We start from the raw sequence: 20330 nt of genomic DNA on the forward strand, positions 1-20330 counted from the left end.
ACCGCCGCGGCGAACGGCACGATCTTCGCCTCCGCGAGCGCACGCACCGACTCCCGGAGCATGTCGTGCTCCTCGGAGGGCCGATACAGGTCGAAATCAGAAGAACCTGACACTCTCACTCACTCCCACGCTGCTAACTACCGTTAAGTAACCCAAAGCGTAGGGCGTGCCCCGGCCCCGGACCAGAGCACGACTATGCTCGGGCAGGCATTCCGCCCGACGTCACTGGAGACCCGCATGGCCCTCAAGATCACCGTGATCGGCACCGGCTACCTCGGCGCCACCCACGCCGCGGCCATGGCGGAACTGGGCTTCGAGGTCCTGGGGCTCGACGTCGTCCCCGAGAAGATCGAGCTGCTGTCCTCCGGCCGGGTCCCGATGTACGAGCCGGGCCTGGAGGAACTCCTCGCGCGGCACGTGGCCGGCATCGAGGGTTCGAGCGGCCGGCTGCGCTTCACCACCTCCTGGGAGGAGGTCGGCGCCTTCGGCGACGTGCACTTCGTCTGTGTGAACACCCCGCAGAAGCACGGCGAGTACGCCTGCGACATGAGCTACGTGGACGCCGCCTTCGCCTCCCTCGCCGAGGTCGTACGCGAAGGGGCCCTGGTCGTCGGCAAGTCGACCGTGCCCGTCGGTTCGGCCGAGCGGCTCGCGGGCGTGCTCCCGGAGGGCGTGGAGCTGGCCTGGAACCCGGAGTTCCTGCGCGAGGGCTTCGCCGTGCAGGACACCCTGCACCCGGACCGGATCGTCGTCGGCGTCCAGGGCGAACGGGCCGAGAAGCTGCTGCGCGAGGTGTACGCCGGGCCGGTGGGCGACGGTTCGCCCTTCGTGGTGACGGACTTCCCCACCGCCGAGCTGGTGAAGACCTCGGCGAACTCCTTCCTCGCCACCAAGATCTCCTTCATCAACGCGATGGCCGAGGTGTGCGAGGCCGCCGGCGGCGACGTCGCCAAGCTGGCCGAGGCGATCGGGCACGACGACCGGATCGGCGCCAAGTTCCTGCGTGCCGGCATCGGCTTCGGCGGCGGCTGCCTGCCCAAGGACATCCGGGCCTTCATGGCCCGCGCGGGCGAGCTGGGCGCCGACCAGGCGCTGACCTTCCTCCGCGAGATCGACTCCATCAACATGCGGCGGCGCGGCCAGATGGTCGAGATGGCGCGCGAGGCCCTCGGCGGCAGCACCTTCCTGGGCCGCCGGGTCGCCGTCCTCGGCGCCGCCTTCAAGCCGGACTCGGACGACGTCCGCGACTCCCCCGCGCTGAACGTGGCCGGCCAGATACACCTCCAGGGCGGCCAGGTCACCGTCTACGACCCCAAGGGCATGGACAACGCCCGCCGCCTCTTCCCGACCCTCGGATACGCCGAGTCCGCCCTCGAAGCGGTGCGCGGGGCGGACGTGGTGCTGCACCTGACGGAGTGGCGCGAGTTCCGCGAGCTCGACCCGGCGGCGCTGGCCGAGGTCGCCGCCTCGCGGGTGATCCTGGACGGCCGCAACGCGCTGGACTCCGAGCGCTGGCGGGCGGCCGGCTGGACGTACCGGGCGATGGGGCGCCCGCGCGCCTGAGGACGTCGGAGCACGGGAGGAGGGGGCGCTGTCTTCAGCGCCCCCTCCTCCGTCCACGCGGTCAGGCGGCGGCCGGCCTGATGCGGTTCGTCCGCGACAGGAACTCCGTCTCGCGCAGCGCCCGCGTCACGTTGGCGTGCGCGAGGCCGACCAGTTCCTGGGCGGTCCAGCCCCGGCGGAGGAGCTCCGCGAAGAGCGGGACGTAGCCGGCGGCCGGGTCGGTGGGGTGGGAGACGCCCACGCAGTGCGCGCCCGCCTCCGTACGCACCCGGTCCAGGACGTCGGCGACGGCGGCCGGATCCTCGGTCACCGTGACCATGCAGACGGCGCCGTTCTCGCCGAGCAGGCCCAGGACGTCGCCGGGCAGGCCCTCCGGGGCCGCCCTGGTGAGCAGGGCGGGGGCGCGGGTGACCGCGAGGGCGCGGCGGACCGTGTCCTGGTCGGCGCCGGAGAGGTCCACGGCCAGGCCGAGGCGGTTCATCTCCCGTACCGCGTCGCGGGCGAAGCGGTCGAAGCGGGTGAGGTTGACGGCCCGTACCCCCAGGGCGTGGTACGCCCGCAGGGTCGCGGCGGAGCCGCCGACCGCCGTCCAGCCGACCGGGCCGAGGAGGGCGGCGACGCGGCCGCAGTTGCGGGCGTGGACCATCTCGGAGGTCGTGTGGGCGAGGCGCAGGTCCTCGGGGCAGGCGGCGACGAGCGCGCGGATGGCGTCGATGCGCCGCAGGGTCCCGATGACGCCCGCCGTGTCTTCGCCGGCTCCGACGTGCAGCGACCAGAACTGGGCTCCGGCCTCCGCCGCGCGGACGGGCGGAAGGTCCTCCGGGTCGAGGGACGCGGGCAGTTCGGTGTGCCCCTCGACGACGGGCTGGGCCGCCAGGATGGCGCGGGCGCGGGACGTCTCGTCGAGCGGCGGGGGTGGGTCGGGGGGTGCGGGCTCCCCGGCGGCGGCAGGGACGGTGGAGAGGGTGGGATGGTCGTCTAGCAGTTCCGCCATGGTCTGACTCCAACTCGGTGATGCAGTACCGCCCCGCCGAGTTGGGCGGGGCAGTACCGTCCACCGTGCCACCGGGCCCGTGCGGGGGCTCGGCGGGCTGAGCCGTCCGGGTGAACGCCGCGGCCACGGGCCGGGCGTTCACGCGCCGTCAGGCGCCCGGCGCGTCCAGCGAGTCGATCGTCGCGTTCGACGGTGCCGTACGGCTCCGCAGGTCGCGCGAGACCGCCTCCGCGTCGCGGAGGACGCGGACGGCGTTGGACCAGGTCAGCTTCGCCAGGTCCGGGTGCGACCAGCCGCGGTGCAGCAGCTCCGCGACCAGGTTCGGGTAGCCGGCGACGTCGTCGAGGCCGGCCGGGGTGAAGGCCGTGCCGTCGTAGTCGCCGCCGATGCCGATGTGGTCGATGCCGGCGGCCTCGCGCATGTGGTCGAGGTGGTCGGCGACCGTGGCGGCGGTGGCGATGGGCCGCGGGTTCGCCTCCTCGAAGGCGCGGTGCAGCTTCATCGCCTCGGCGGTGGTGTCGAGGTGGTCGAAGCCGTGTGCCCGGAGGTTCTCGTCGGCCCGCGCGGTCCACTCGACGGCCGCGGGGAGGATGAACTTGGGCACGAACGTGGCCATCGCGACACCGCCGTTGGCGGGCAGCCGCTCCAGGACGTCGTCCGGGATGTTCCTCGGGTGGTCGCAGACCGCCAGGGCCGAGGAGTGCGAGAAGATCACCGGCGCCGCCGAGGCGTCGAGCGCGTCCCGCATGGTCGTCGCGGCGACGTGCGACAGGTCGACGAGCATGCCGGAGCGGTTCATCTCGCGGACGACGGCACGGCCGAAGGCGGAGAGTCCGCCGACACCGGGCGCGTCGGTCGCCGAGTCCGCCCAGTCGTTGTTGTCGTTGTGGGTGAGCGTCATGTAGCGCACGCCGAGGGTGTGCAGGGCGCGCAGGGTGGCGAGGGAGTTGTTGATCGAGTGGCCGCCCTCGGCGCCCTTGAGGGAGGCGATGCGGCCCTGCTCGCGGGCCGCCTCCATCGCGTCGGCCGTCAGGGCGGGGGCGAGGTCGCCCGCGTACCGCTCCAGGAGCTGGTCGACGATGTCGATCTGCTCCAGGGTCGCGCTGACCGCGTCGTCGCCGGCCAGCCGGCAGGGCACGTACACCGACCAGAACTGGGCGCCGACACCGCCGGCCCGCAGCCGCTTGAGGTCGGTGTGCAGCGCGCCGGTCTGGTCCGCGCCGATGTCCATCCGGTCCAGGTCGTAGCGGACGTGCTCCCGCAGCGCCCACGGCAGGTCGTTGTGGCCGTCGACAACGGGGTGGGCGGCGAGCAGCTCGCGGGCCTCGGCGAGGCGGTCGGCCGCGCCGCCGGAGGCCCTGTCCGCGGCGCTCACTTGGCGAAGCCGAACGACTCCGCGCCCTCGACCTTGGCCCGCAGGCGCTTGCCCTTCTCGGTCGCCTGGTCATTCAGCTCCTGCTGGAACTCCCGCATCCGGGCGAGCAGTTCGGGGTCGTGCGCGGCGAGGACACGGGCCGCGAGCAGGCCCGCGTTCCGGGCGCCGCCGACGGAGACCGTGGCGACCGGCACGCCAGCCGGCATCTGCACGATGGAGAGCAGCGAGTCCATGCCGTCGAGGTACTTCAGCGGCACCGGCACGCCGATGACCGGCAGCGGGGTGACGGAGGCGAGCATGCCGGGCAGGTGGGCGGCGCCGCCCGCGCCCGCGATGATCGCCTTGATGCCGCGGCCCGCGGCCTCCTCGCCGTACGCGATCATCTCGCGCGGCATCCGGTGGGCGGAGACGACGTCGACCTCGTACGGGATCTCGAACTCGTCGAGGGCCTGCGCCGCGGCCTCCATGACGGGCCAGTCGGAGTCGGATCCCATGACGATGCCGATCACGGGGGCGGTGGAGGTGTCGGGGGCTGCGGCGGGGCTCGTGCTGCTCACTCGGTGATCGTTCCTCGCAGATAGCCGGCGGCGTGACGCGCGCGCTCCAGCACGTCGTCCAGGTCGTCGCCGTAGGTGTTGACGTGCCCCACCTTGCGGCCGGGCTTCACGTCCTTGCCATACATGTGGATCTTGAGCTGCGGGTCCCTGGCCATGCAGTGCAGGTACGCGGAGTACATGTCCGGGTAGTCGCCGCCCAGGACATTGCACATCACGGTCCACGTCGCGCGCGGGCGCGGATCGCCGAGGGGCAGGTCGAGGACCGCCCGGACGTGGTTGGCGAACTGCGAGGTGATCGCGCCGTCCTGGGTCCAGTGGCCGGAGTTGTGCGGACGCATCGCCAGTTCGTTGACGAGGATGCGGCCGTCCGTGGTCTCGAACAGCTCGACGGCCAGGTGACCGACGACGCCGAGCTCCTTGGCGATGCGCAGGGCCAGCTCCTGGGCCTGTCCGGCGAGCTCGCCGTCCAGCTCGGGCGCGGGTGCGATCACCGTGTCGCAGACCCCGTCGACCTGCCGGGACTCGACGACCGGGTAGGCGACGGCCTGGCCGTGCGGGGAGCGGACGATGTTCGCGGCGAGCTCGCGCGCGAAGTCGACCTTCTCCTCGGCGAGGACCGGGACACCCGCCAGGAAGGGATCGCGGGCGTCCTCGGGCTTGCGGACGAACCAGACGCCCTTGCCGTCGTAGCCGCCGCGGACCGTCTTGAGGATGATCGGGAAGCCCCCGACCTCGGCGGCGAAGGCCACCGCGTCCCCGGGGTCCGCCACGATGCGGTGCCGGGGGCTGGGGGCGCCGATCTCGTCGAGCTTCGCGCGCATCACCCCCTTGTCCTGGGCGTGCACCAGCGCGTCGGGCCCAGGGCGGACGGGGATGCCGTCCGCCTCGAGGGCCCGCAGGTGCTCCGTGGGGACGTGCTCGTGATCGAAGGTGATCACGTCACATCCGCGCGCGAAGTCACGCAGCGTAGCCAGGTCGCGATAGTCGCCGATGACGACCTCGCTCACCACCTGCGCCGCCGAGTCCTGCGGGGTGTCACTGAGGAGCTTGAACTTGATGCCGAGGGGGATGCCCGCCTCGTGGGTCATTCGGGCGAGCTGACCGCCACCGACCATGCCGACTACCGGGAACGTCACCCTCTTAGGGTATCCGCACCATCCGTGAACACTCGTCCGGCTGTGGTTTGGCACAAGAACGACGCTGGTGGGGAGCGGGTTCTCCAGTGGTTTCCCAGGTACACGGGCGGGTGACAGGAGCGCTGGTTAGCATGGTTGGGTTGACGTCACCCGGACGTCATCCGGACGGACGGGACAGAGCCATCACCATGAGTGAACCCGGCGCGCTGCGCACGCGACTCAACGGGCTCTTCCGCGAACTCGCCAAGTTCGGGGCAGTCGGGGCCATCGGCGTCCTGGTCGACCTCGGGGTGTTCAACCTCGTACGCCACTTCTCGGACCTTCCGGTCGTACGCGCGAGCATCATCGCCACCCTGGTCGCGATCGCGTTCAACTACGTGGGGTTCCGTTACTTCACGTACCGTGACCGGGACAAGAGCAGCCGCACCAAGGAGATGTCGCTCTTCCTGGTCTTCAGCCTGATCGGTCTGGTGATCCAGAACGGTCTGCTCTTCGCGGCGACGTACGGCTTCGGCTGGGACGGCCCGCTCGCGAGCAACTTCTTCAAGTTCTTCGGCATCGGCGTCGCGACCCTGTTCCGCTTCTGGTCGTACCGCACCTGGGTGTTCCGCGCGCTGCCCGCGAAGGAGGCGGTGCAGGCCGCCGAATCCTTCCTCGAGCAGCCCCCGCGCCAGGCGACCCGCCGCCAGCCCGACCGCGTCTGACCCACCCCCGCCGAACCGCGCCCCTAACGGACGGGGCGCTCCCGCTGCCTGTCCGCGACGCTGCGGACCTCCCGGCTCAGGAACAGCGCGAAGACCGGCGGCTGCTGCTGGAGGAGCTCCAGACGACCGCCGTCCGCCTCCGCGAGGTCCCGGGCGACCGCCAGGCCGATGCCGGTGGAGCTGCGGCCGCTGACGGCCCGCTCGAAGATCCGTGCGCCGAGGTCGGCCGGGACGCCGGGGCCCTCGTCGGTGACCTCGATCACCGACTGGTTGCCGGTGACGCGGGTCCGCAGGGCGACGGTGCCGCCGCCGTGCATGAGGGAGTTCTCGATCAGGGCGGCGAGGACCTGGGCGACCGCGCCGGGGGTGCCGACGGCCCGCATGCCCTGTTTGCCGGAGTGGACGATGGCCCGCCCCGCGCTGCGGTAGGCGGGCCGCCACTCCTCGATCTGCTGCTTGATGACCTCGTCGAGGTCGAAGGCGACGGCGGAGCCGGTGCGGGGGTCGCGGGAGTTCGTGAGCAGCCGCTCGACGACGTCGGTGAGCCGCTCGACCTGGGTGAGCGCGATCGTCGCCTCCTCCTTGACCGTGTCCAGGTCGTCGGCGAGCGCGACCTCCTCCAGGCGCATGGAGAGGGCGGTGAGGGGCGTACGGAGCTGGTGCGAGGCGTCCGCGGCCAGCCGGCGCTCGGCGGTGAGCATCCGGGCGATGCGCTCGGCGGAGGCGTCCAGGACGTCCGCGACGCGGTCCAGCTCGGGCACCCCGTACCGCTTGTGCCGGGGGCGCGGGTCGCCGGAGCCGAGGCGCTCGGCGGTCTCCGCGAGGTCGGTGAGCGGGGACGTCAGCTTGTTGGCCTGCCGTACGGCGAGGAGGACGGCGGCGATGACGGCGAGCAGCGCGACCGCGCCGATGATCATGAGGGTGCGGCCGACCTCGGCGGTGACCGCCGAGCGGGACTCCTCGACGACCACGGTCTCGCCGCGCTCGCCCTCGGCGACGCCGCGGGTGACGTCGCCCTCCGGGCGGGTGCCGATCTCGATCGTGTCGCGGCCGGGGATGTGGATCTGGGCGTACCGCTTGGCGCCGCTCTGCTGGGACAGGATGTCCGGGTTCACGGGCTCGCCGCCGATGAGCCGGCTGTCGACGATGGAGACGATGCGGAGCGCCTCCAGGTCCACGCTCTCCTGGGCGCTGCTGGAGATGGTGCGGGTCTCCACGATGACCAGGGAGACGCCGAAGACGGCGATGACGACGAGGACGACGGCGAGGGTGGAGTTGATGAGACGGCGACGCACGGTTGCCCTCCGGGCGGGAACGGGAGACGCTCCCGACCTTACGGGCCCGCGCTAGCTCTTCTCGAAACGGAAGCCGACGCCTCTGACCGTGGCGATGTAGCGGGGGTTCGCCGCGTCGTCGCCCAGCTTCTTGCGGAGCCAGGAGATGTGCATGTCCAGGGTCTTCGTGGAGGACCACCACGTGGTGTCCCAGACCTCGCGCATCAGCTGGTCGCGGGTGACGACCCGGCCCGCGTCGCGGACCAGGACCCGCAGCAGGTCGAACTCCTTGGCCGTGAGCTGGAGCTCCTCGTCGCCCATCCAGGCCCGGTGCGACTCGACGTCGATCCGCACGCCGTGGGTCGAGGGGGCGACGACGGGCTCGGTGGAGCCGCGCCGGAGCAGCGCCCTGACCCGGGCGAGGAGCTCCGCGAGCCGGAACGGCTTGGTGACGTAGTCGTCGGCGCCCGCGTCGAGCCCCACGACCGTGTCGACCTCGTCGGCGCGGGCGGTGAGCACCAGGATCGGGACCGCGTGGCCCTCGGCGCGCAGTCGCCTGGCGACCTCGAGGCCGTCCATGCCGGGCAGGCCCAGGTCGAGGACGACCAGGTCCACGCCGCCCTGGAGGCCGGCGTCGAGGGCGGTCGGGCCGTCCTCGCGGACCTCGACCTCGTACCCCTCTCTCCGCAGGGCGCGGGCCAGCGGCTCCGAGATGGATGCGTCGTCCTCGGCGAGCAGTACACGGGTCATGGGGTGATGGTAGTCCGCACGGGCGGGGGGCCGGGGCGTGATCCACGGGGAGGGAGGGAAGCCTGGAGATCCTGTGGGTATCTTGCACATGACCTTCGAATGGCCTTCCGCGGTTGCACCCCCACCTGTGATCCATCTCTCAAGTCCTTCCATATCCGGCACTGTCGTGTCGTATGGTGGCTCGACGTCTGTAGCGGTAATCGGGGACCTTTGGCCAGCTTCGCGCGCCAAGGTCCTCTTTCTGCGTGAGGTCGGCCCAGCCGAACCTTGAAGACGGTGAATGACCTGTGGGCCGGGTCCCGGGACGCGACGACGCATCTCCCGGGGCGTGGATCCCGGTGGAGTCCACTCCGATTCCGCCGGTGCCGGCCTCCCCCACCGGGCGCACCACGCTCACAAGGCGCGCGTCCCGACAGAGCAAGGATCGACATGGCGTCCAGCCTGACGACGGCTTCGGCCGGAACCCCCGGTTCCGAGAAGACGTTCTTCGGCCACCCCCGCGGCCTGGCCACCCTCTTCATGACCGAGATGTGGGAGCGCTTCTCCTACTACGGCATGCGGGCACTTCTCGTTCTGTACCTGGTCTCCGGCGGCGCGGACGCCGCGACCGGCAGCCAGGGTGGCGGCCTCGCCATGACCGCGGCGACGGCGACGGCGATCTACTCCGTCTACGTCTCGATGGTCTACCTGATGGCCATGCCCGGCGGATGGTTCGGCGACCGCGTCTGGGGCGCCCGCAAGACCGTCACCATCGCCGCCTTCGTGATCATGGCGGGCCACGCCTCGCTCGCGATCCCCGGTCAGGCCATGTTCTTCGTCGGTCTGGCGCTCGTCGCCGCCGGCTCGGGTCTGCTCAAGGCCAACATCTCCACGATGGTCGGCCACCTCTACGACGGCCCGGACGACCCGCGCCGTGACGGTGGCTTCACGCTCTTCTACGTCGGCATCAACCTCGGTGCCTTCGTGGCGCCGTTCGTGGTCGGCACCGTCGGCGAGAAGGTCAACTGGCACCTCGGCTTCGCGCTCGCCGCGCTCGGCATGGGTCTGGGCCTGATCCAGTTCCTCGCCGGCACGAAGAGCCTGAGCCCGAAGAGCAACGTCGTCCCGAACCCGCTGTCCCCGGCCGAGCGCAAGGGCATCCTGGTCAAGGTCTCCCTGGTCGTCGTCCTCGCCGCCGCGTTCTACGGCGTCGTCGTCGCCCTGGGCATGTACACCCTGAACTGGGCGCTGGTCCCGATCACCCTCGCCGGTCTGATCATCCCGGTCGCCGTCCTGGTCCGCATCAAGCGCGACAAGGACCTCGACAAGACCGAGCAGTCGAAGATGACCGGCTACATCTGGTTCTTCGTCGCGGCCGCCGTCTTCTGGATGATCTACGACCAGGGCGGCTCGACGCTGTCGCTCTTCGCGGACGACAAGACCTCCGACACGGTCTTCGGCCTCGGCTTCCCGGCCACCTGGTACCAGTCGCTGAACCCGCTGTTCGTCATGGCGCTGGCCCCGGTCTTCGCCTGGCTGTGGCTGTGGCTGGCCCGTAAGAACCAGGAGCCGAACACCATCGTGAAGTTCGCGATGGGTCTGGTCCTCGTCGGCGCCTCCTTCTTCGTCTTCATCGTCCCGATGAACATGGCCGGTGGCGGCGACAAGGTCTCCCCGATGTGGCTGGTCTCGATCTACATGATCCAGACCATCGGTGAGCTGTGCCTCTCCCCGGTCGGCCTCTCCGTCACGACGAAGATGGCGCCGCAGAAGTACGCCTCCCAGATGATGGGTGTCTGGTTCCTCGCCGTCACCGCCGGTGACTGCACCACCGGTCTGCTCTCGCTGGCCGGTGTGGACCTCAACGGGACAGGGATCATCGCGATGGAGGCGAGTCTCGCCGTCCTCGCGGGCTTCGCGATCTACATGTACCGCAAGAAGGTCCAGGGGCTCATGGGCAGCGTCCACTGACCTCCTCCCCCGTACGGCCCTGAGGGCCGCCGCACCGGATCGGTGCGGCGGCCCTCCGCCGTTTCCGGGCCCGCGTCAGCGCCTGAGGCGTGCCCACGGGGTGAAGGTGAACACGGCGCCGCCGAGCAGGATCACCGTGCCGGCGACGAGGGCGAGGGCGCGCAGGGCGCCGTCGTCCTCGGCTCCGGTCTCCGCGAGGTTCCCGCCGTCGGAGCCGCCGGACCCGCTGCCGGAGCCGCTGCCGGACCCGCTGCCGGAGCCCGAGTCGTCGCCGGAGCCGCCCGCCGCGCCGCCCGCCTGCTTGCTCGTGTCCAGTTCGAGGGAGGCCTGGACGGCCCCCTTCACCTTGCACGGGATGTCCATCGTCGAGGTGCCGAGGGTGACCTTGATGGTCAGCGTGCCTGGGCTGAGCGTGGACTTACCGGTCGCTCCGGGCTTGTACGTGCCCTTCATGTCCGGCAGGTTCACCGGGTCGCCCAGCTTCAGCGCGGTGGGGTTCGGGGGCCCCGAGACGTTCACCGTGCCGCTGTCGGCCCCGCCGATCTTGACCGCCATGGAGCCCTTCAGCGCGCCCGCGGGGAGTGCGGCGGGGCTGTTCATGACGCCCTTGGCCGTCCTGACCGTGAGGTCGTACACACCGCCGTTCTTCTTGGCGTCGATCGTGACCTTGCCGTTGATCGGGTCCGGGCCGGGGGCCGTGCAGCCGAACGTGACGGCGACCTCCTTGCCGGGGAAGGACGTCTCACCGCCGCCCCCGCCGCTCGCGCCGCCGCTGGAGGATCCGCCGGAGGCCGATCCGGAGCCGGAGCCGGAGGATCCGCCGGAGCCGCCGGAGGACGAGCTCGAGGAGCCGCCGGTGTTGTTCGAACCGCCGCCGGTCGTGGTCGAGCCGCCCGTGGTGCTGCCGCTCGCGTTGCCGCCCGACGTCGTCGTACCGCCGGCGGTCGTCGTGGACCCGCCGTTCGTGCCGCCCGTCGTCGTACCGCCGCCACCGGCCGTGACCTTGATCGTGGCCGCGACCGGCACCGTCTCCTTCGGGGCGCACTTCGTGTCCGTCGACAGCGGTTTGGACACGTTGATCGTGTACTTGTCGGGCGTGAGGGTGATCTCGCCCGCCTTCGTCAGTTTCAGCTTCCCCTTCATCTCGGGCAGCACCATGGGGCTGTTCTTGGGGATCGGCGGGTTCTTCCGGGGACCCTCCATCGCGACGGTGCCGGTCCCCGCGCCGCCCACGGTGAGGACGCCGGTCGGCTTGACCGTGTCCGCGCCGAGGTCGAGCACGTCGGGGTTCTTCGACGCGGCCTGGACCGTCTTCCAGACGATCTCGACCTCGTCGCCGACCTTGGCCTCCGCCGGTGCCGTGATCAGCACCTTCGTCGTGCCCTGCACGGGCGGAAGCCCGGAGATGGACGGCGGGATGCACTCCGTCTTGTACGAGACCTCGGCGGCCTGGGCGGGGCCGGCGGAAATCATGATCCCCGCGCCGCCGAGCATCAGCGCGACTCCGGCCGCGCTCATCCTCCGTTGCGTACTCACGCATGTCCCTTCGTCGTCGGGCTGCTCTCTGGGGCTGACGGTGCGGAGTCAGGACTGAACCACGGCAGGACCGCGGTCGGTTCGTCGTCCCCCGGACCCCGGAGCGCGGACTCGCGCGCGGGGTCGGGGGCACGTGTACGGAGCCGGGCCAGGGGCGTGGTCCGGGGCCGCGCGCGGGGCCGGGGCCGGGCGGGGCCGGCCGCCGGGCGGACGCGGTCCACCACGGCCATCCCGATCCGGAACAGCGCCGCCGGGACGACCACGGCGAGCAGCAGCCAGAAGAGCGTCACGCCCCAGGGCCTGCCGACCCCCCACGGCTGCTCGACCAGGACCTTGCCCGCGTACCGCACGGAGACCTGGTAGTCGCCGTGCGCTCCCGCCGTGAGTTCGACGGGGAGCCGGACGAGGGCCTTCCTGCCGGGGGCGATGGTGCCGCGCCACTGCCGTTCCTCGTACTGCGGAGCGAACACGCCGTGGCTGGAGCCGACCTGGAAGACCGGGTCCTTCACGGGGGCGGAGCCGAGGTTGCCGACGGTGAAGACGACCTCGCGGCTCGGCGGTGCCCCGAACCAGGTGAGCAGGCCGCTGGACCCGTCGAGGCGTACGGCGGCGAGGACGGCGAGCCGGCCGTCGCCCGAGGCCTCCGGGAGCGGCGCGACGGGATGTCCGGCGACGGTGAACTCCCGGTCGACGGCGTCCTGCTGGCCGGTCACACCGGCGACGTGCACCACGCAGGGGCAGGGCTTGGGCGGCTCGGCGACCGGGAGCTTCGCGCTGAAGCCGCCCCGGGCGTCGACGGTGGCGGCCCGGCCCTCGGTGTTGGCGCAGGAGTTGGTGCCGCCGATGACGCCCTTGTCGGGCGCGGCCTGGCCGCAGATCAGCAGCATGAGCAGCGCGCCCGGTTTCCAGCCGCTGCCGCTGACGGTGACCTCGCCGCCCTTGCCGCCCTCCGCCTGGGAGAGCTCGACGGCGGGACCGGGCGCCGCGACGGCGGGGGCGGCCGGGAGGAGGCCGAGAGCCAGCACGGTCACGAGCGCCGCCGCTGTACGTATCCACCTCATGTGCGCACTCCCGCCGGGACTCGCTGGGTACGGGACCTGCCGCGCCGCCGTACCGCGTAACCGCCGCCGCCCGCCGCGAGCAGCAGCAGTCCGGCCGCCCCGGCGAGCGCAGGGCCCGAGGCGAAGGAGGCCTCGGCGCGGGCGGTGGCCGGGGCCGCGCCCTCGGCGGTGGCGGTCAGCCGGACGGTGACGGAGTCGAGGGCCGGCGGGTCGGGCCAGGTTTCGGTACGGGTGGCCCGCCGGCCGGGCTTCAGGGTGAGCGGCAGCGGCCGGCCCGGCCGGTCGAGGACGGTGCCGAGGACGCCTTCGGCGCGCACCGCGAGGTGCGGCGCGAGGACGGTGGTGCCGCGGTTGACCAGGGTGTAGCGGAGGGTGCCGGTCTCGGTGTCGACGTGGACGTCCTCGACGGTGAGCGCGGCGAGCCTCGGGCCGCTGACCCGCAGCCGCAGGTCGACGCGTACCTCCCGGCCGGCCGCCGAGGCCCGTACCGTCCCCCGGTGTTCGCCGGGCGGGGTGTCCGCGGTGACGGTCACGGCGAACGGCACGTCCGCCCGGGTCCTGGCGGGCACGGTCACCGTCCGGGCGGCGAAGGACACCGGTGCGCCCTGCCCGCTGAGCCGGACCGTGAGCGGCCGGGCGCCGGGGTTGGTGAGCGAGAGGGTGTCCTGGAGGACGCTGCCGGCGGGGCCCTCCAGATAGACGTACGGCCGCCCGGCGGCGGGCGCCGCCGTCCAGGAGGCCGGGGCGGCGGCGGAGGCCACGACGCGGGCACCGACGGAAGCGGTGGTCCGGGCGCCGAAGGACGCCGTGGCCCGGATGTCGGCGGGGGCCTCGGTGTGGGCGCCCGCGGGCGCCGCCGCGACCGCGCCGACGAGGGCGGTCGCGACGGCCACGAGCCCGGTGCGTGCCGCCGTCCGCATCAGCGAGCCGTGCGCCGCGTGAGCCAGAGGACTCCGGCCGCGCCGGTGAGGAGGACGGTGCCGCCGAGGGTGCCGAGGGCCACGGCGGAGTCGAGCGGGCCGGTCTTGGGCAGTTCGGCGCCCGTGTTCTCCTCGTCGTCGCCCTCGTCGGCCGGCGGCGGGGCGTCGGAGCCGCCGGAGAGCCCCGTCACCTCCAGTTCGAGAGCGGGCCGTGGGTTGTTCTTCGGGGTGCAGACGGCCGCGTCCATGCCGAGCGCGTGCACGGTCAGCGTCCCGGCCGTGAAGGTGACCTTGCCGTTCTTCTTCGGGGTGTACGTGCCCGTGAGCGTGCCGATCTTGATCGGGGTGTCGGGCGGGATCGCGGCCGTGTTCGGCGTTCCCTTGACCTTCACGGTGCCGGAGTCCGCGCCGCCCACGACGAGCTCGGCGCGCGGCGTCATGACGCCCTTGGGCAGTTCGACCGGGCTGTCGGACACGCCCTTCTCGAACGACATCGTGATCGTGTACGCGCTGCCGTTCTTGACGGCCTTGATGTCGACGGGCGAGACGGCGCCCTTGGGCCCGATCTTCGTCTCACAGGCGTAGTCGACGTCGACGACGGCCGCCTGGGCGGCCGGCGCGCCGGCGAGCACGGCCCCGCCCGCCACCGCGACCGCCGCCGCGAGCGCGGCGGCCGTTCTCCTCCGGTTCGGCTCCTTGGACACCCCGAGCACCCCTCACCGCAATGGAACTGACGGTCTTTCAGATTGGGCGTCAAGGTACGCCCGGGGCCTTGCGGAGGGAAGAAGAGGGACGGTGAAAGTCCTGGGAAGGGGAACGGCGGAAGTTCTAGGCGGGTGCGGAGAGTTCCGCCCAGACCGTCTTTCCGGGGGCGCCGGGGGTGCGCTCGATGCCCCAGTCGAGGCAGAGCCGCTGCACGATGAACATGCCGTGGCCGCCCGGGCGCCCGGACCGGTGCGGGGTGCGGGGCGCGGGAGTTCCGGCGCCCCGGTCGGTGACTTCGAGGCGCAGGGCCTTGGGCAGCCGCAGGACACGGAGGCGCTCGGGGCCCTCGGCGTGCAGACAGGCGTTGGTGACGAGCTCGGAGACGACGAGCAGGACGTCCTCCGCCGCGGCCCTGCGGTCGGCGGTGGCGGCCGGCAGCCAGCCCCATTCCTGGAGCGCGGACCGTGTGAAGTCACGGGCGAGCGGCACGGTTCCACTGGTCTCGCCGAGGGCGAGCGTACGGACGTCGGAAGCTTGGTCCATCAGCGCTTCACCTCACCGATCGACGGGACAGAGGGCAGGACGTGCGGGCGGTGCGGAGCCGGGCCGTGGGGGCGGGCCCGGCCGGGGGTCAGCCGGGCAGGGCTGTGGCGAGTGTCTCGTGCACGGTGAAGACGGCCTCCGCGCCCGTGATGTGGAACACCCTGGCCACCGCGGGCCGCATCCCCACGAGATGGACGCCACCACCGGCGGCGTCCGCCCTCAGCCGGGCGCCGAGGAGCACGTTGAGCCCGGTCGAGTCGCAGAACTCCAGACCCGAGCAGTCGACGACGAGGCGCGAACGGCCCGCGTCCAGTGCCTGGTCCAGGGGGGAGCGCAGCAGTTCGGCGGTGTAGTGATCGAGCTCACCCACCGGAGCCAGGAGTTCGGCCCGGTCCACCGTCCGGACCTCGACCCGCAACCGCGCGGGCGGTGCGCTGCCGATGTTCTCGCGGTCCATGGCCGTGCCTCTTCTCGCTCTCGCGGATGCCGACTGACGTCCTCGAACCCTACAAGCGGGGCGCCCTCCGATGCACACGAGGTCCACCACATAACGGGACAAAGCGGATTATCGATACTTGCGGCCTTCACCGTCGAGCAGGTAGGGCTAGTAGAGAACACCCGACACGACCGGCCTCGGAGGCGCCGCAAACCGCAGCAAGAACCCACGAAGGAGACCCATGTCACCCCGGCTCGACGCCCCGCGTACCCCCGACGCGCCGTCGGCAGAAGTCCCCCTGGACCATTCGCTCGACCACCGCGCCGAGCTCTCCCACGAGCTCCCGCACGCGCTCCCGCACGACCGGACGCTCGGGCTCCCGATCGACCGCCCGCTCGACGGCATCGGACCGGTCGACGCCCGCGCCCTGTCGAAGCAGCTCTTCGCCCGGCTCGCCGAGCTCGAAGAGGGCACCCACGACCACGCGTACGTCCGCAACACCCTCGTCGAACTCAACCTGGCCCTGGTCAGGTTCGCCGCCGCGCGCTTCGGCACCCGCAGCGAGCCGATGGAGGACATCGTCCAGGTCGGCACCATCGGCCTCATCAAGGCGATCGACCGCTTCGAGCTCACCCGCGGCGTGGAGTTCCCCACCTTCGCGATGCCCACGATCATCGGCGAGATCAAGCGCTTCTTCCGCGACACCTCGTGGTCCGTGCACGTGCCGCGCAGGCTCCAGGAGCTGCGGCTCGACCTGGCCAAGGCGGGCGACACGCTCGCCCAGCGCCTCGACCGCGCGCCGACCGTCGCCGAGCTCGCCGAGGAACTCGGCATCCCGCCGGAGGAGGTCGTCGAGGGCATGGCCGCGAGCAACGCGTACACCGCGAGCTCGCTCGACGCGCAGCCCGACGAGGAGGAGGGCCCCGGCGGCGAGGCCACGCTCGCCGACCGGCTGGGCTACGAGGACCACGGCCTCACCGGGATCGAGTACATCGCCTCCCTGAAGCCGATGATCGCCTCGCTGCCGCACCGCGAGCGGCACATCCTCTCCCTCCGCTTCGTCTCGGGCATGACCCAGTCGGAGATCGGCACGGAGCTCGGCATCTCGCAGATGCACGTGTCCCGGCTGCTCGCCCGCACCCTCGCCAAACTGCGCCGGGGGCTCACTCTGGAGGAATGACCTCCACCGGCTTCCCCGAGCCGCCAAAATGGCTGCGGAAAGGGCCCGTTCACGGTCTTTCGACCCGTGACGGGCCCTTCCGCATGCCACGTCCCGAGCCGCTCCCGCGGCAGCGCGCACGGCCGACCGCGCGACCGGGAAGCCTTGTTGACGCGGCGTCCGGAATGGGCCACATTGAGCCCGGGGGTTCAGGGGGGAATCACATGCTTTCTGCGTACGCGGAACTGGAAGAACGCATGCGCGGCCGGCTCGGGGGCAGAGAGTGCCTCTACGTGCCGTCGTGCCGCTTCGGGCTCTACCTCGCGCTGCGGCACTGGTGCGGACCCGGCGGCAAGGTGCTGATGTCACCGGTCAACGACGACGTCATCTTCTTCGTCGTGCTGGCCGCCGGGCTCCGCCCCGTCCAGGCGCCGCTCGACCCCCGGGACGGCTCGATCGACGCGGCCGCCGTGCCCGAGTCCGTCTGGCGGGACCTCTCCGCCGTCCTCACCACCAACCTGTACGGGAACCCCGACCCGGCCCCCGAACTGCGGGGCCACTGCGACCGGCTCGGCATCCCGCTGATCGAGGACGCGGCCCACGCCATCGGCTCCACCGTCGGCGGGCGGCCGGTCGGCACGTACGGCGAGGCGTCCGTCTTCAGCCTCTCGAAGCACACCGGCGCCAAGACGGGCGGCTTCCTGACCCTCGCCGACCCGGCGCTGCGCGAGGAACTCGCCGCCGCCCGCGAGGCGTTGCTGCATCCGATCCGGCCGACCGCCGAACTCGCCCACCTCGTGAGGCCGTACGCCGAGTCCACCCTGCGCGGACTGCGCCTGGTCGGGGCCGCGCGGGCGGCCGTCCGGCGGCTCGGCATGGAGGAACGGGAGGAGATCCGGATGCCGCTGCGCGCCGAGGAGCTGGCCCGTGCCCTCACGGCGGCGCCCGCGCTCGAACCCTTCCACTCCTGGGTCCGGGTCGACATGCACGACTACCGGCTGCGGCCCGGCGCCGGCCGGCTCCGCCGCACCACCCGCAGGTTCGCCCGGCTCGACGACGTCCTCGACGCCCACCGGGCGGGCACCGCCCTGCTGCTGGCCGGCGGGTACGGCACGGCGGAGGCGTTCCCGGGCGGCGTGCCGGAGGAGCCCGCGGCCGGCACGCCGCCACAGCCGCTCTACCGGGTGCCGCTGCTCGTCGACGACCGGGACGCGGCCGTCGCCGCTCTCGCCCGGCGCCGGATCACCACCGGCTACCTCTACGACCCGCCGCTCGACAGCTACGCGGGAGAGCTCTTCACGGACCCCTCCCCCGCGCCGGAACCGGCCGCCTGGTTCGCCCGGCACGCCCTGCCGGTGGACCCGCGCCGCGCGGCCGAGGCCCTCGCGGTCCTGCGCGGTGCCGGAATCCGCCCGGCGCGTCCTTCGATGGTCCCCGGCGGGTCACGGTGACGGAGACGGTACGGCTGCGGGGGTCCGACCGGGACGACGCGGCCGACACGGCGGGCACAGCCGGCACGGCAGGCACGGCAGGCACAGCGGGCACGGCAGGCACAGCCGGCACGGCCGGCACGGCGCGCTGCGCACCGGCGTCGGGCGAGGAGCAGGACGGCGAGGGCCTGGGTTCGGGATCCGACTCCACCGGCAGCTCCATGTTCCGCAACGCCTACGCCCTGATGCTCTCCACCGGCGTCTCGGCGGCCCTCGGGCTCGGCTTCTGGCTGATCGCCGCCCGCTACTACTCGGAGGAGGCCGTCGGCCAGGGCTCCGCCGCCATCGCCGCGCAGCGGATGCTCGCCTCGATCACGGCGACCACCCTGTCCGGCGCGGTCGTCCGGTACGTGCCGCGGGCCGGCCGCGCCACCGGCCCGCTGGTCGTGCGCCTGTACCTGTTCAGCACGGCCGTCGTCACCGTGGCCTGCGGGATCTTCCTGCTCACCATCGACCTGTGGGGGCCTTCGTACGCCCCGCTCGGCACCGTCTCCGCCGGGATCTTCTTCACCGCGTCCGCGGTCGGCTGGGCCCTGCTCACCCTCCAGGACGGGGTGCTCACCGGCCTGAGACGGGCGATCTGGGTCCCCGTCGGCAACGCCGTCTTCTCGCTCGGCAAGCTCGTCCTGCTCGTCCTGCTCGCGACCGCCGTGCCGGTCCTCGGCGTCTTCGTCTCCTGGGCGGCGGCGATCGTGCTCTCCGTGCTGCCGCTCGGCTGGCTGGTGTTCCGCCGGCTCATCCCCCAGCAGGCCCGCGCCGACCGGGACCGCGAGCCGCCGGGCATGCGGGAGATCGGCCGGTTCATCGCCGGGGACTCCGTCGGCGCGTTCTTCAGCCTCATCATGATCAGCCTGCTGCCGGTGATGGTGGCCGTCCGCTTCGACGCCGCCCACAACGCCTTCTTCTACACGGCGTACACCGTCGGCGGCACCATGGAGTTCATGGCCATCAACATGGCCTCCTCGCTCACCGCGCACGCCTCGCACAGCCCCGAGTCCCTCGCCGAGGGGGTGCGGGGCGCGCTGCGCCGCATGGTGCTGCTGCTCGTCCCCGTCGTCCTCGTCCTCGTCGTCTTCGCGCCGCTGATCCTGGCCCCCTTCGGCCAGGGCTACCAGGACAACGGCTCCACCGTGCTGCGGCTCCTCGCCGCCGCGGCGCTCCCCCGGGTCGCCGTGGAGCTCTACATCGGCGTGCTGCGGGTCCAGGGCCGCACGGGCATGCTCGCCGTCCTCCAGGGCGCCATGTGCGTCCTCGTGCTCGGCAGCGCGGCCGTGCTGCTCGGGCCGTACGGCATCAGCGGGGCCGGGATCGCCGTCCTCGGCGCGATGACCCTGATGGCGGTGGCCTGTGTGCCGGGCCTGCGGGCCACCCTCAAGGGCCGGACACCGGCCGAGCGCCCCCGGGCGGCGGCCCGGGTGAAGGAGCGCGAGGAGGACGGGTACGGCACCGACTGGGCGCGGCAGAGCGCCTATCTGCGCGGCGCGCACGAGTCGGTGACGCCGGCCTTCGGCATCCCCGTGTACGTGCCCCGGCGGCGTGACGACGAGCCTCCGGGCCCGCTCGCCCGGCCCCTGCCGCCCCCGGCGTCCCGGCCGGAAGCGCCGGACGCGCCCGACCGGTGGGGCGGCTGGCTGTGGCCGGCGCTCGGCCTGGCGGCCGGTCTCTTCTGGTTCCCGCTCGCCCGGTCCGGCGAGCTGGACGTGGCGACCCTGTCCGGCACCGGTCTGCTCGCCGCGCTGCCCCCGGTCACCCTTCTCGCCGGGCTGTTCCTGGTGGTCCTCCAGGGCGCCGCCGTCGGGCTCCGGTTCTTCCGGCCCGCGTTCGCCGGGGCGGTCCTGCTCGCCACCTTCCTGGCCCTGCACACGGCCCCGCCGCTCCTCGGCCTGCGGCCGGCCGACGCGGCGGGTCCGGGCGCGACGCTCCTGGGCGAGGGCGTCGAGCGGGCGGTGGCCCCGATCGCGCTGCAGGCGCTGAGCCTGCTCCTGACGGCCGTGCTGCTGCGGGTGGTCGGGGTGGGCGCGCGGGTCACCGCCGGTGTGGTGTGGGTCCTGGTCTGGGCGGGGTGGGCGGGTCAGCAGGCCTTCGCGCTCGCTCCGCTCCCGCTCTTCCTCGGCCTGGCCGGCGGCACGATGGCGGTGTGCGCCTTCCGGGGCCTGACCTCGGGGCGTCGTTAGGAG

General features: G+C 72.6%; 18 protein-coding genes. 6 read left to right on the forward strand and 12 right to left on the reverse strand.

The window, feature by feature from the left end; all coding sequences use genetic code 11:
* The first annotated feature begins 237 nt into the window (after positions 1-237).
* Positions 238-1563 carry a UDP-glucose dehydrogenase family protein gene (locus ACFQ79_RS30960; RefSeq protein WP_383589627.1) on the forward strand — a complete coding sequence of 442 codons (1326 nt, stop codon included), beginning with the start codon at positions 238-240 and terminating at the stop codon, positions 1561-1563.
* Between the two features lie 61 nt (positions 1564-1624).
* Here the strand turns inward: ACFQ79_RS30960 and ACFQ79_RS30965 are convergent, their stop codons facing one another.
* The 4 genes from ACFQ79_RS30965 to ACFQ79_RS30980 form a co-directional block, all read right to left on the reverse strand.
* On the reverse strand, positions 1625-2557 hold the full coding sequence (locus ACFQ79_RS30965) for a membrane dipeptidase (protein ID WP_383589629.1): 933 nt from the start codon (positions 2555-2557) through the stop codon (positions 1625-1627).
* A gap of 148 nt (positions 2558-2705) precedes the next feature.
* A complete protein-coding gene (locus tag ACFQ79_RS30970; protein WP_383589631.1) occupies positions 2706-3932 on the reverse strand; it encodes a dipeptidase in 1227 nt (408 codons plus the stop codon).
* Complete coding sequence (gene purE / locus ACFQ79_RS30975) at positions 3929-4426, reverse strand: 5-(carboxyamino)imidazole ribonucleotide mutase (RefSeq protein WP_383589672.1); 498 nt, start codon at positions 4424-4426, stop codon at positions 3929-3931. The genes ACFQ79_RS30970 and purE overlap by 4 nt, the downstream gene beginning before the upstream one ends.
* Positions 4427-4485: 59 nt before the next feature.
* Positions 4486-5625, reverse strand: a complete 1140-nt coding sequence (locus ACFQ79_RS30980; RefSeq protein WP_383589633.1) for a 5-(carboxyamino)imidazole ribonucleotide synthase — start codon at positions 5623-5625, stop codon at positions 4486-4488.
* A 188-nt stretch (positions 5626-5813) separates the two neighbouring features.
* Between ACFQ79_RS30980 and ACFQ79_RS30985 the strand changes: the two genes are divergently transcribed.
* Positions 5814-6329: a GtrA family protein gene (locus tag ACFQ79_RS30985; protein WP_383589635.1), complete on the forward strand. Its 516-nt coding sequence runs from the start codon at positions 5814-5816 to the stop codon at positions 6327-6329.
* Positions 6330-6352: 23 nt separating this feature from the next.
* Here the strand turns inward: ACFQ79_RS30985 and ACFQ79_RS30990 are convergent, their stop codons facing one another.
* Together ACFQ79_RS30990 and ACFQ79_RS30995 are read right to left on the reverse strand one after the other, a co-directional pair.
* On the reverse strand, positions 6353-7624 hold the full coding sequence (locus tag ACFQ79_RS30990) for an ATP-binding protein (protein ID WP_383589637.1): 1272 nt from the start codon (positions 7622-7624) through the stop codon (positions 6353-6355).
* 51 nt (positions 7625-7675) lie between these two features.
* Positions 7676-8353 (reverse strand): response regulator transcription factor, encoded by a 678-nt coding sequence (locus ACFQ79_RS30995; protein WP_329279450.1) that lies wholly within the window; start codon positions 8351-8353, stop codon positions 7676-7678.
* A gap of 429 nt (positions 8354-8782) precedes the next feature.
* On the opposite strand from ACFQ79_RS30995, the gene ACFQ79_RS31000 reads away from it, so the two are divergent.
* The gene (locus tag ACFQ79_RS31000; protein WP_383589639.1) at positions 8783-10303 is read left to right on the forward strand and encodes a peptide MFS transporter; all 1521 of its coding nucleotides are present in this window, start codon (positions 8783-8785) and stop codon (positions 10301-10303) included.
* A gap of 75 nt (positions 10304-10378) precedes the next feature.
* On the opposite strand, the gene ACFQ79_RS31005 is transcribed toward ACFQ79_RS31000, so the two are convergent.
* The 6 genes from ACFQ79_RS31005 to ACFQ79_RS31030 all read right to left on the reverse strand — a co-directional run bounded on the left by ACFQ79_RS31005 (position 10379) and on the right by ACFQ79_RS31030 (position 15525).
* Positions 10379-11821 (reverse strand): hypothetical protein, encoded by a 1443-nt coding sequence (locus ACFQ79_RS31005; protein ID WP_383589640.1) that lies wholly within the window; start codon positions 11819-11821, stop codon positions 10379-10381.
* A gap of 14 nt (positions 11822-11835) precedes the next feature.
* On the reverse strand, positions 11836-12900 hold the full coding sequence (locus tag ACFQ79_RS31010) for a hypothetical protein (RefSeq protein ID WP_383589642.1): 1065 nt from the start codon (positions 12898-12900) through the stop codon (positions 11836-11838).
* Positions 12897-13820: a hypothetical protein gene (locus tag ACFQ79_RS31015; protein WP_383589643.1), complete on the reverse strand. Its 924-nt coding sequence runs from the start codon at positions 13818-13820 to the stop codon at positions 12897-12899. Before ACFQ79_RS31015 ends, ACFQ79_RS31010 begins: the two co-directional genes overlap by 4 nt.
* The gene (locus tag ACFQ79_RS31020) at positions 13820-14524 is read right to left on the reverse strand and encodes a peptidase (RefSeq protein ID WP_383589644.1); all 705 of its coding nucleotides are present in this window, start codon (positions 14522-14524) and stop codon (positions 13820-13822) included. Before ACFQ79_RS31020 ends, ACFQ79_RS31015 begins: the two co-directional genes overlap by 1 nt.
* Before the next feature lie 124 nt (positions 14525-14648).
* A complete protein-coding gene (locus ACFQ79_RS31025; RefSeq protein WP_383589646.1) occupies positions 14649-15068 on the reverse strand; it encodes an ATP-binding protein in 420 nt (139 codons plus the stop codon).
* An 88-nt stretch (positions 15069-15156) separates the two neighbouring features.
* The gene (locus tag ACFQ79_RS31030) at positions 15157-15525 is read right to left on the reverse strand and encodes an STAS domain-containing protein (protein WP_383589648.1); all 369 of its coding nucleotides are present in this window, start codon (positions 15523-15525) and stop codon (positions 15157-15159) included.
* Between the two features lie 220 nt (positions 15526-15745).
* Here ACFQ79_RS31030 and ACFQ79_RS31035 point away from each other — a divergent pair, with 220 nt between their 5' ends.
* From ACFQ79_RS31035 to ACFQ79_RS31045, 3 genes are all read left to right on the forward strand, one after another.
* A complete protein-coding gene (locus ACFQ79_RS31035; RefSeq protein ID WP_383589651.1) occupies positions 15746-16684 on the forward strand; it encodes an RNA polymerase sigma factor SigF in 939 nt (312 codons plus the stop codon).
* A gap of 203 nt (positions 16685-16887) precedes the next feature.
* Positions 16888-18114 carry a DegT/DnrJ/EryC1/StrS family aminotransferase gene (locus ACFQ79_RS31040; RefSeq protein ID WP_383589652.1) on the forward strand — a complete coding sequence of 409 codons (1227 nt, stop codon included), beginning with the start codon at positions 16888-16890 and terminating at the stop codon, positions 18112-18114.
* Complete coding sequence (locus ACFQ79_RS31045) at positions 18111-20327, forward strand: lipopolysaccharide biosynthesis protein (RefSeq protein WP_383589654.1); 2217 nt, start codon at positions 18111-18113, stop codon at positions 20325-20327. Before ACFQ79_RS31040 ends, ACFQ79_RS31045 begins: the two co-directional genes overlap by 4 nt.
* Positions 20328-20330 lie beyond the last annotated feature (3 nt).

The sequence above is a fragment of the Streptomyces sp. NPDC056480 genome, from assembly GCF_042795405.1.
Taxonomy (GTDB): Bacteria; Actinomycetota; Actinomycetes; order Streptomycetales; family Streptomycetaceae; genus Streptomyces.

Coding starts and splice junctions, on each gene's coding strand:
- ACFQ79_RS30960 (WP_383589627.1), top strand. CDS start 238: ATGGCCCTCAAGATCACCGTGATCGGCACCGGCTACCTCGGCGCCACC.
- ACFQ79_RS30965 (WP_383589629.1), bottom strand. CDS start 2,557: ATGGCGGAACTGCTAGACGACCATCCCACCCTCTCCACCGTCCCTGCC.
- purE (WP_383589672.1), bottom strand. CDS start 4,426: ATGGGATCCGACTCCGACTGGCCCGTCATGGAGGCCGCGGCGCAGGCC.
- ACFQ79_RS30985 (WP_383589635.1), top strand. CDS start 5,814: ATGAGTGAACCCGGCGCGCTGCGCACGCGACTCAACGGGCTCTTCCGC.
- ACFQ79_RS30995 (WP_329279450.1), bottom strand. CDS start 8,353: ATGACCCGTGTACTGCTCGCCGAGGACGACGCATCCATCTCGGAGCCG.
- ACFQ79_RS31000 (WP_383589639.1), top strand. CDS start 8,783: ATGGCGTCCAGCCTGACGACGGCTTCGGCCGGAACCCCCGGTTCCGAG.
- ACFQ79_RS31005 (WP_383589640.1), bottom strand. CDS start 11,821: ATGAGCGCGGCCGGAGTCGCGCTGATGCTCGGCGGCGCGGGGATCATG.
- ACFQ79_RS31010 (WP_383589642.1), bottom strand. CDS start 12,900: ATGAGGTGGATACGTACAGCGGCGGCGCTCGTGACCGTGCTGGCTCTC.
- ACFQ79_RS31015 (WP_383589643.1), bottom strand. CDS start 13,820: ATGCGGACGGCGGCACGCACCGGGCTCGTGGCCGTCGCGACCGCCCTC.
- ACFQ79_RS31025 (WP_383589646.1), bottom strand. CDS start 15,068: ATGGACCAAGCTTCCGACGTCCGTACGCTCGCCCTCGGCGAGACCAGT.
- ACFQ79_RS31030 (WP_383589648.1), bottom strand. CDS start 15,525: ATGGACCGCGAGAACATCGGCAGCGCACCGCCCGCGCGGTTGCGGGTC.
- ACFQ79_RS31035 (WP_383589651.1), top strand. CDS start 15,746: ATGTCACCCCGGCTCGACGCCCCGCGTACCCCCGACGCGCCGTCGGCA.
- ACFQ79_RS31040 (WP_383589652.1), top strand. CDS start 16,888: ATGCTTTCTGCGTACGCGGAACTGGAAGAACGCATGCGCGGCCGGCTC.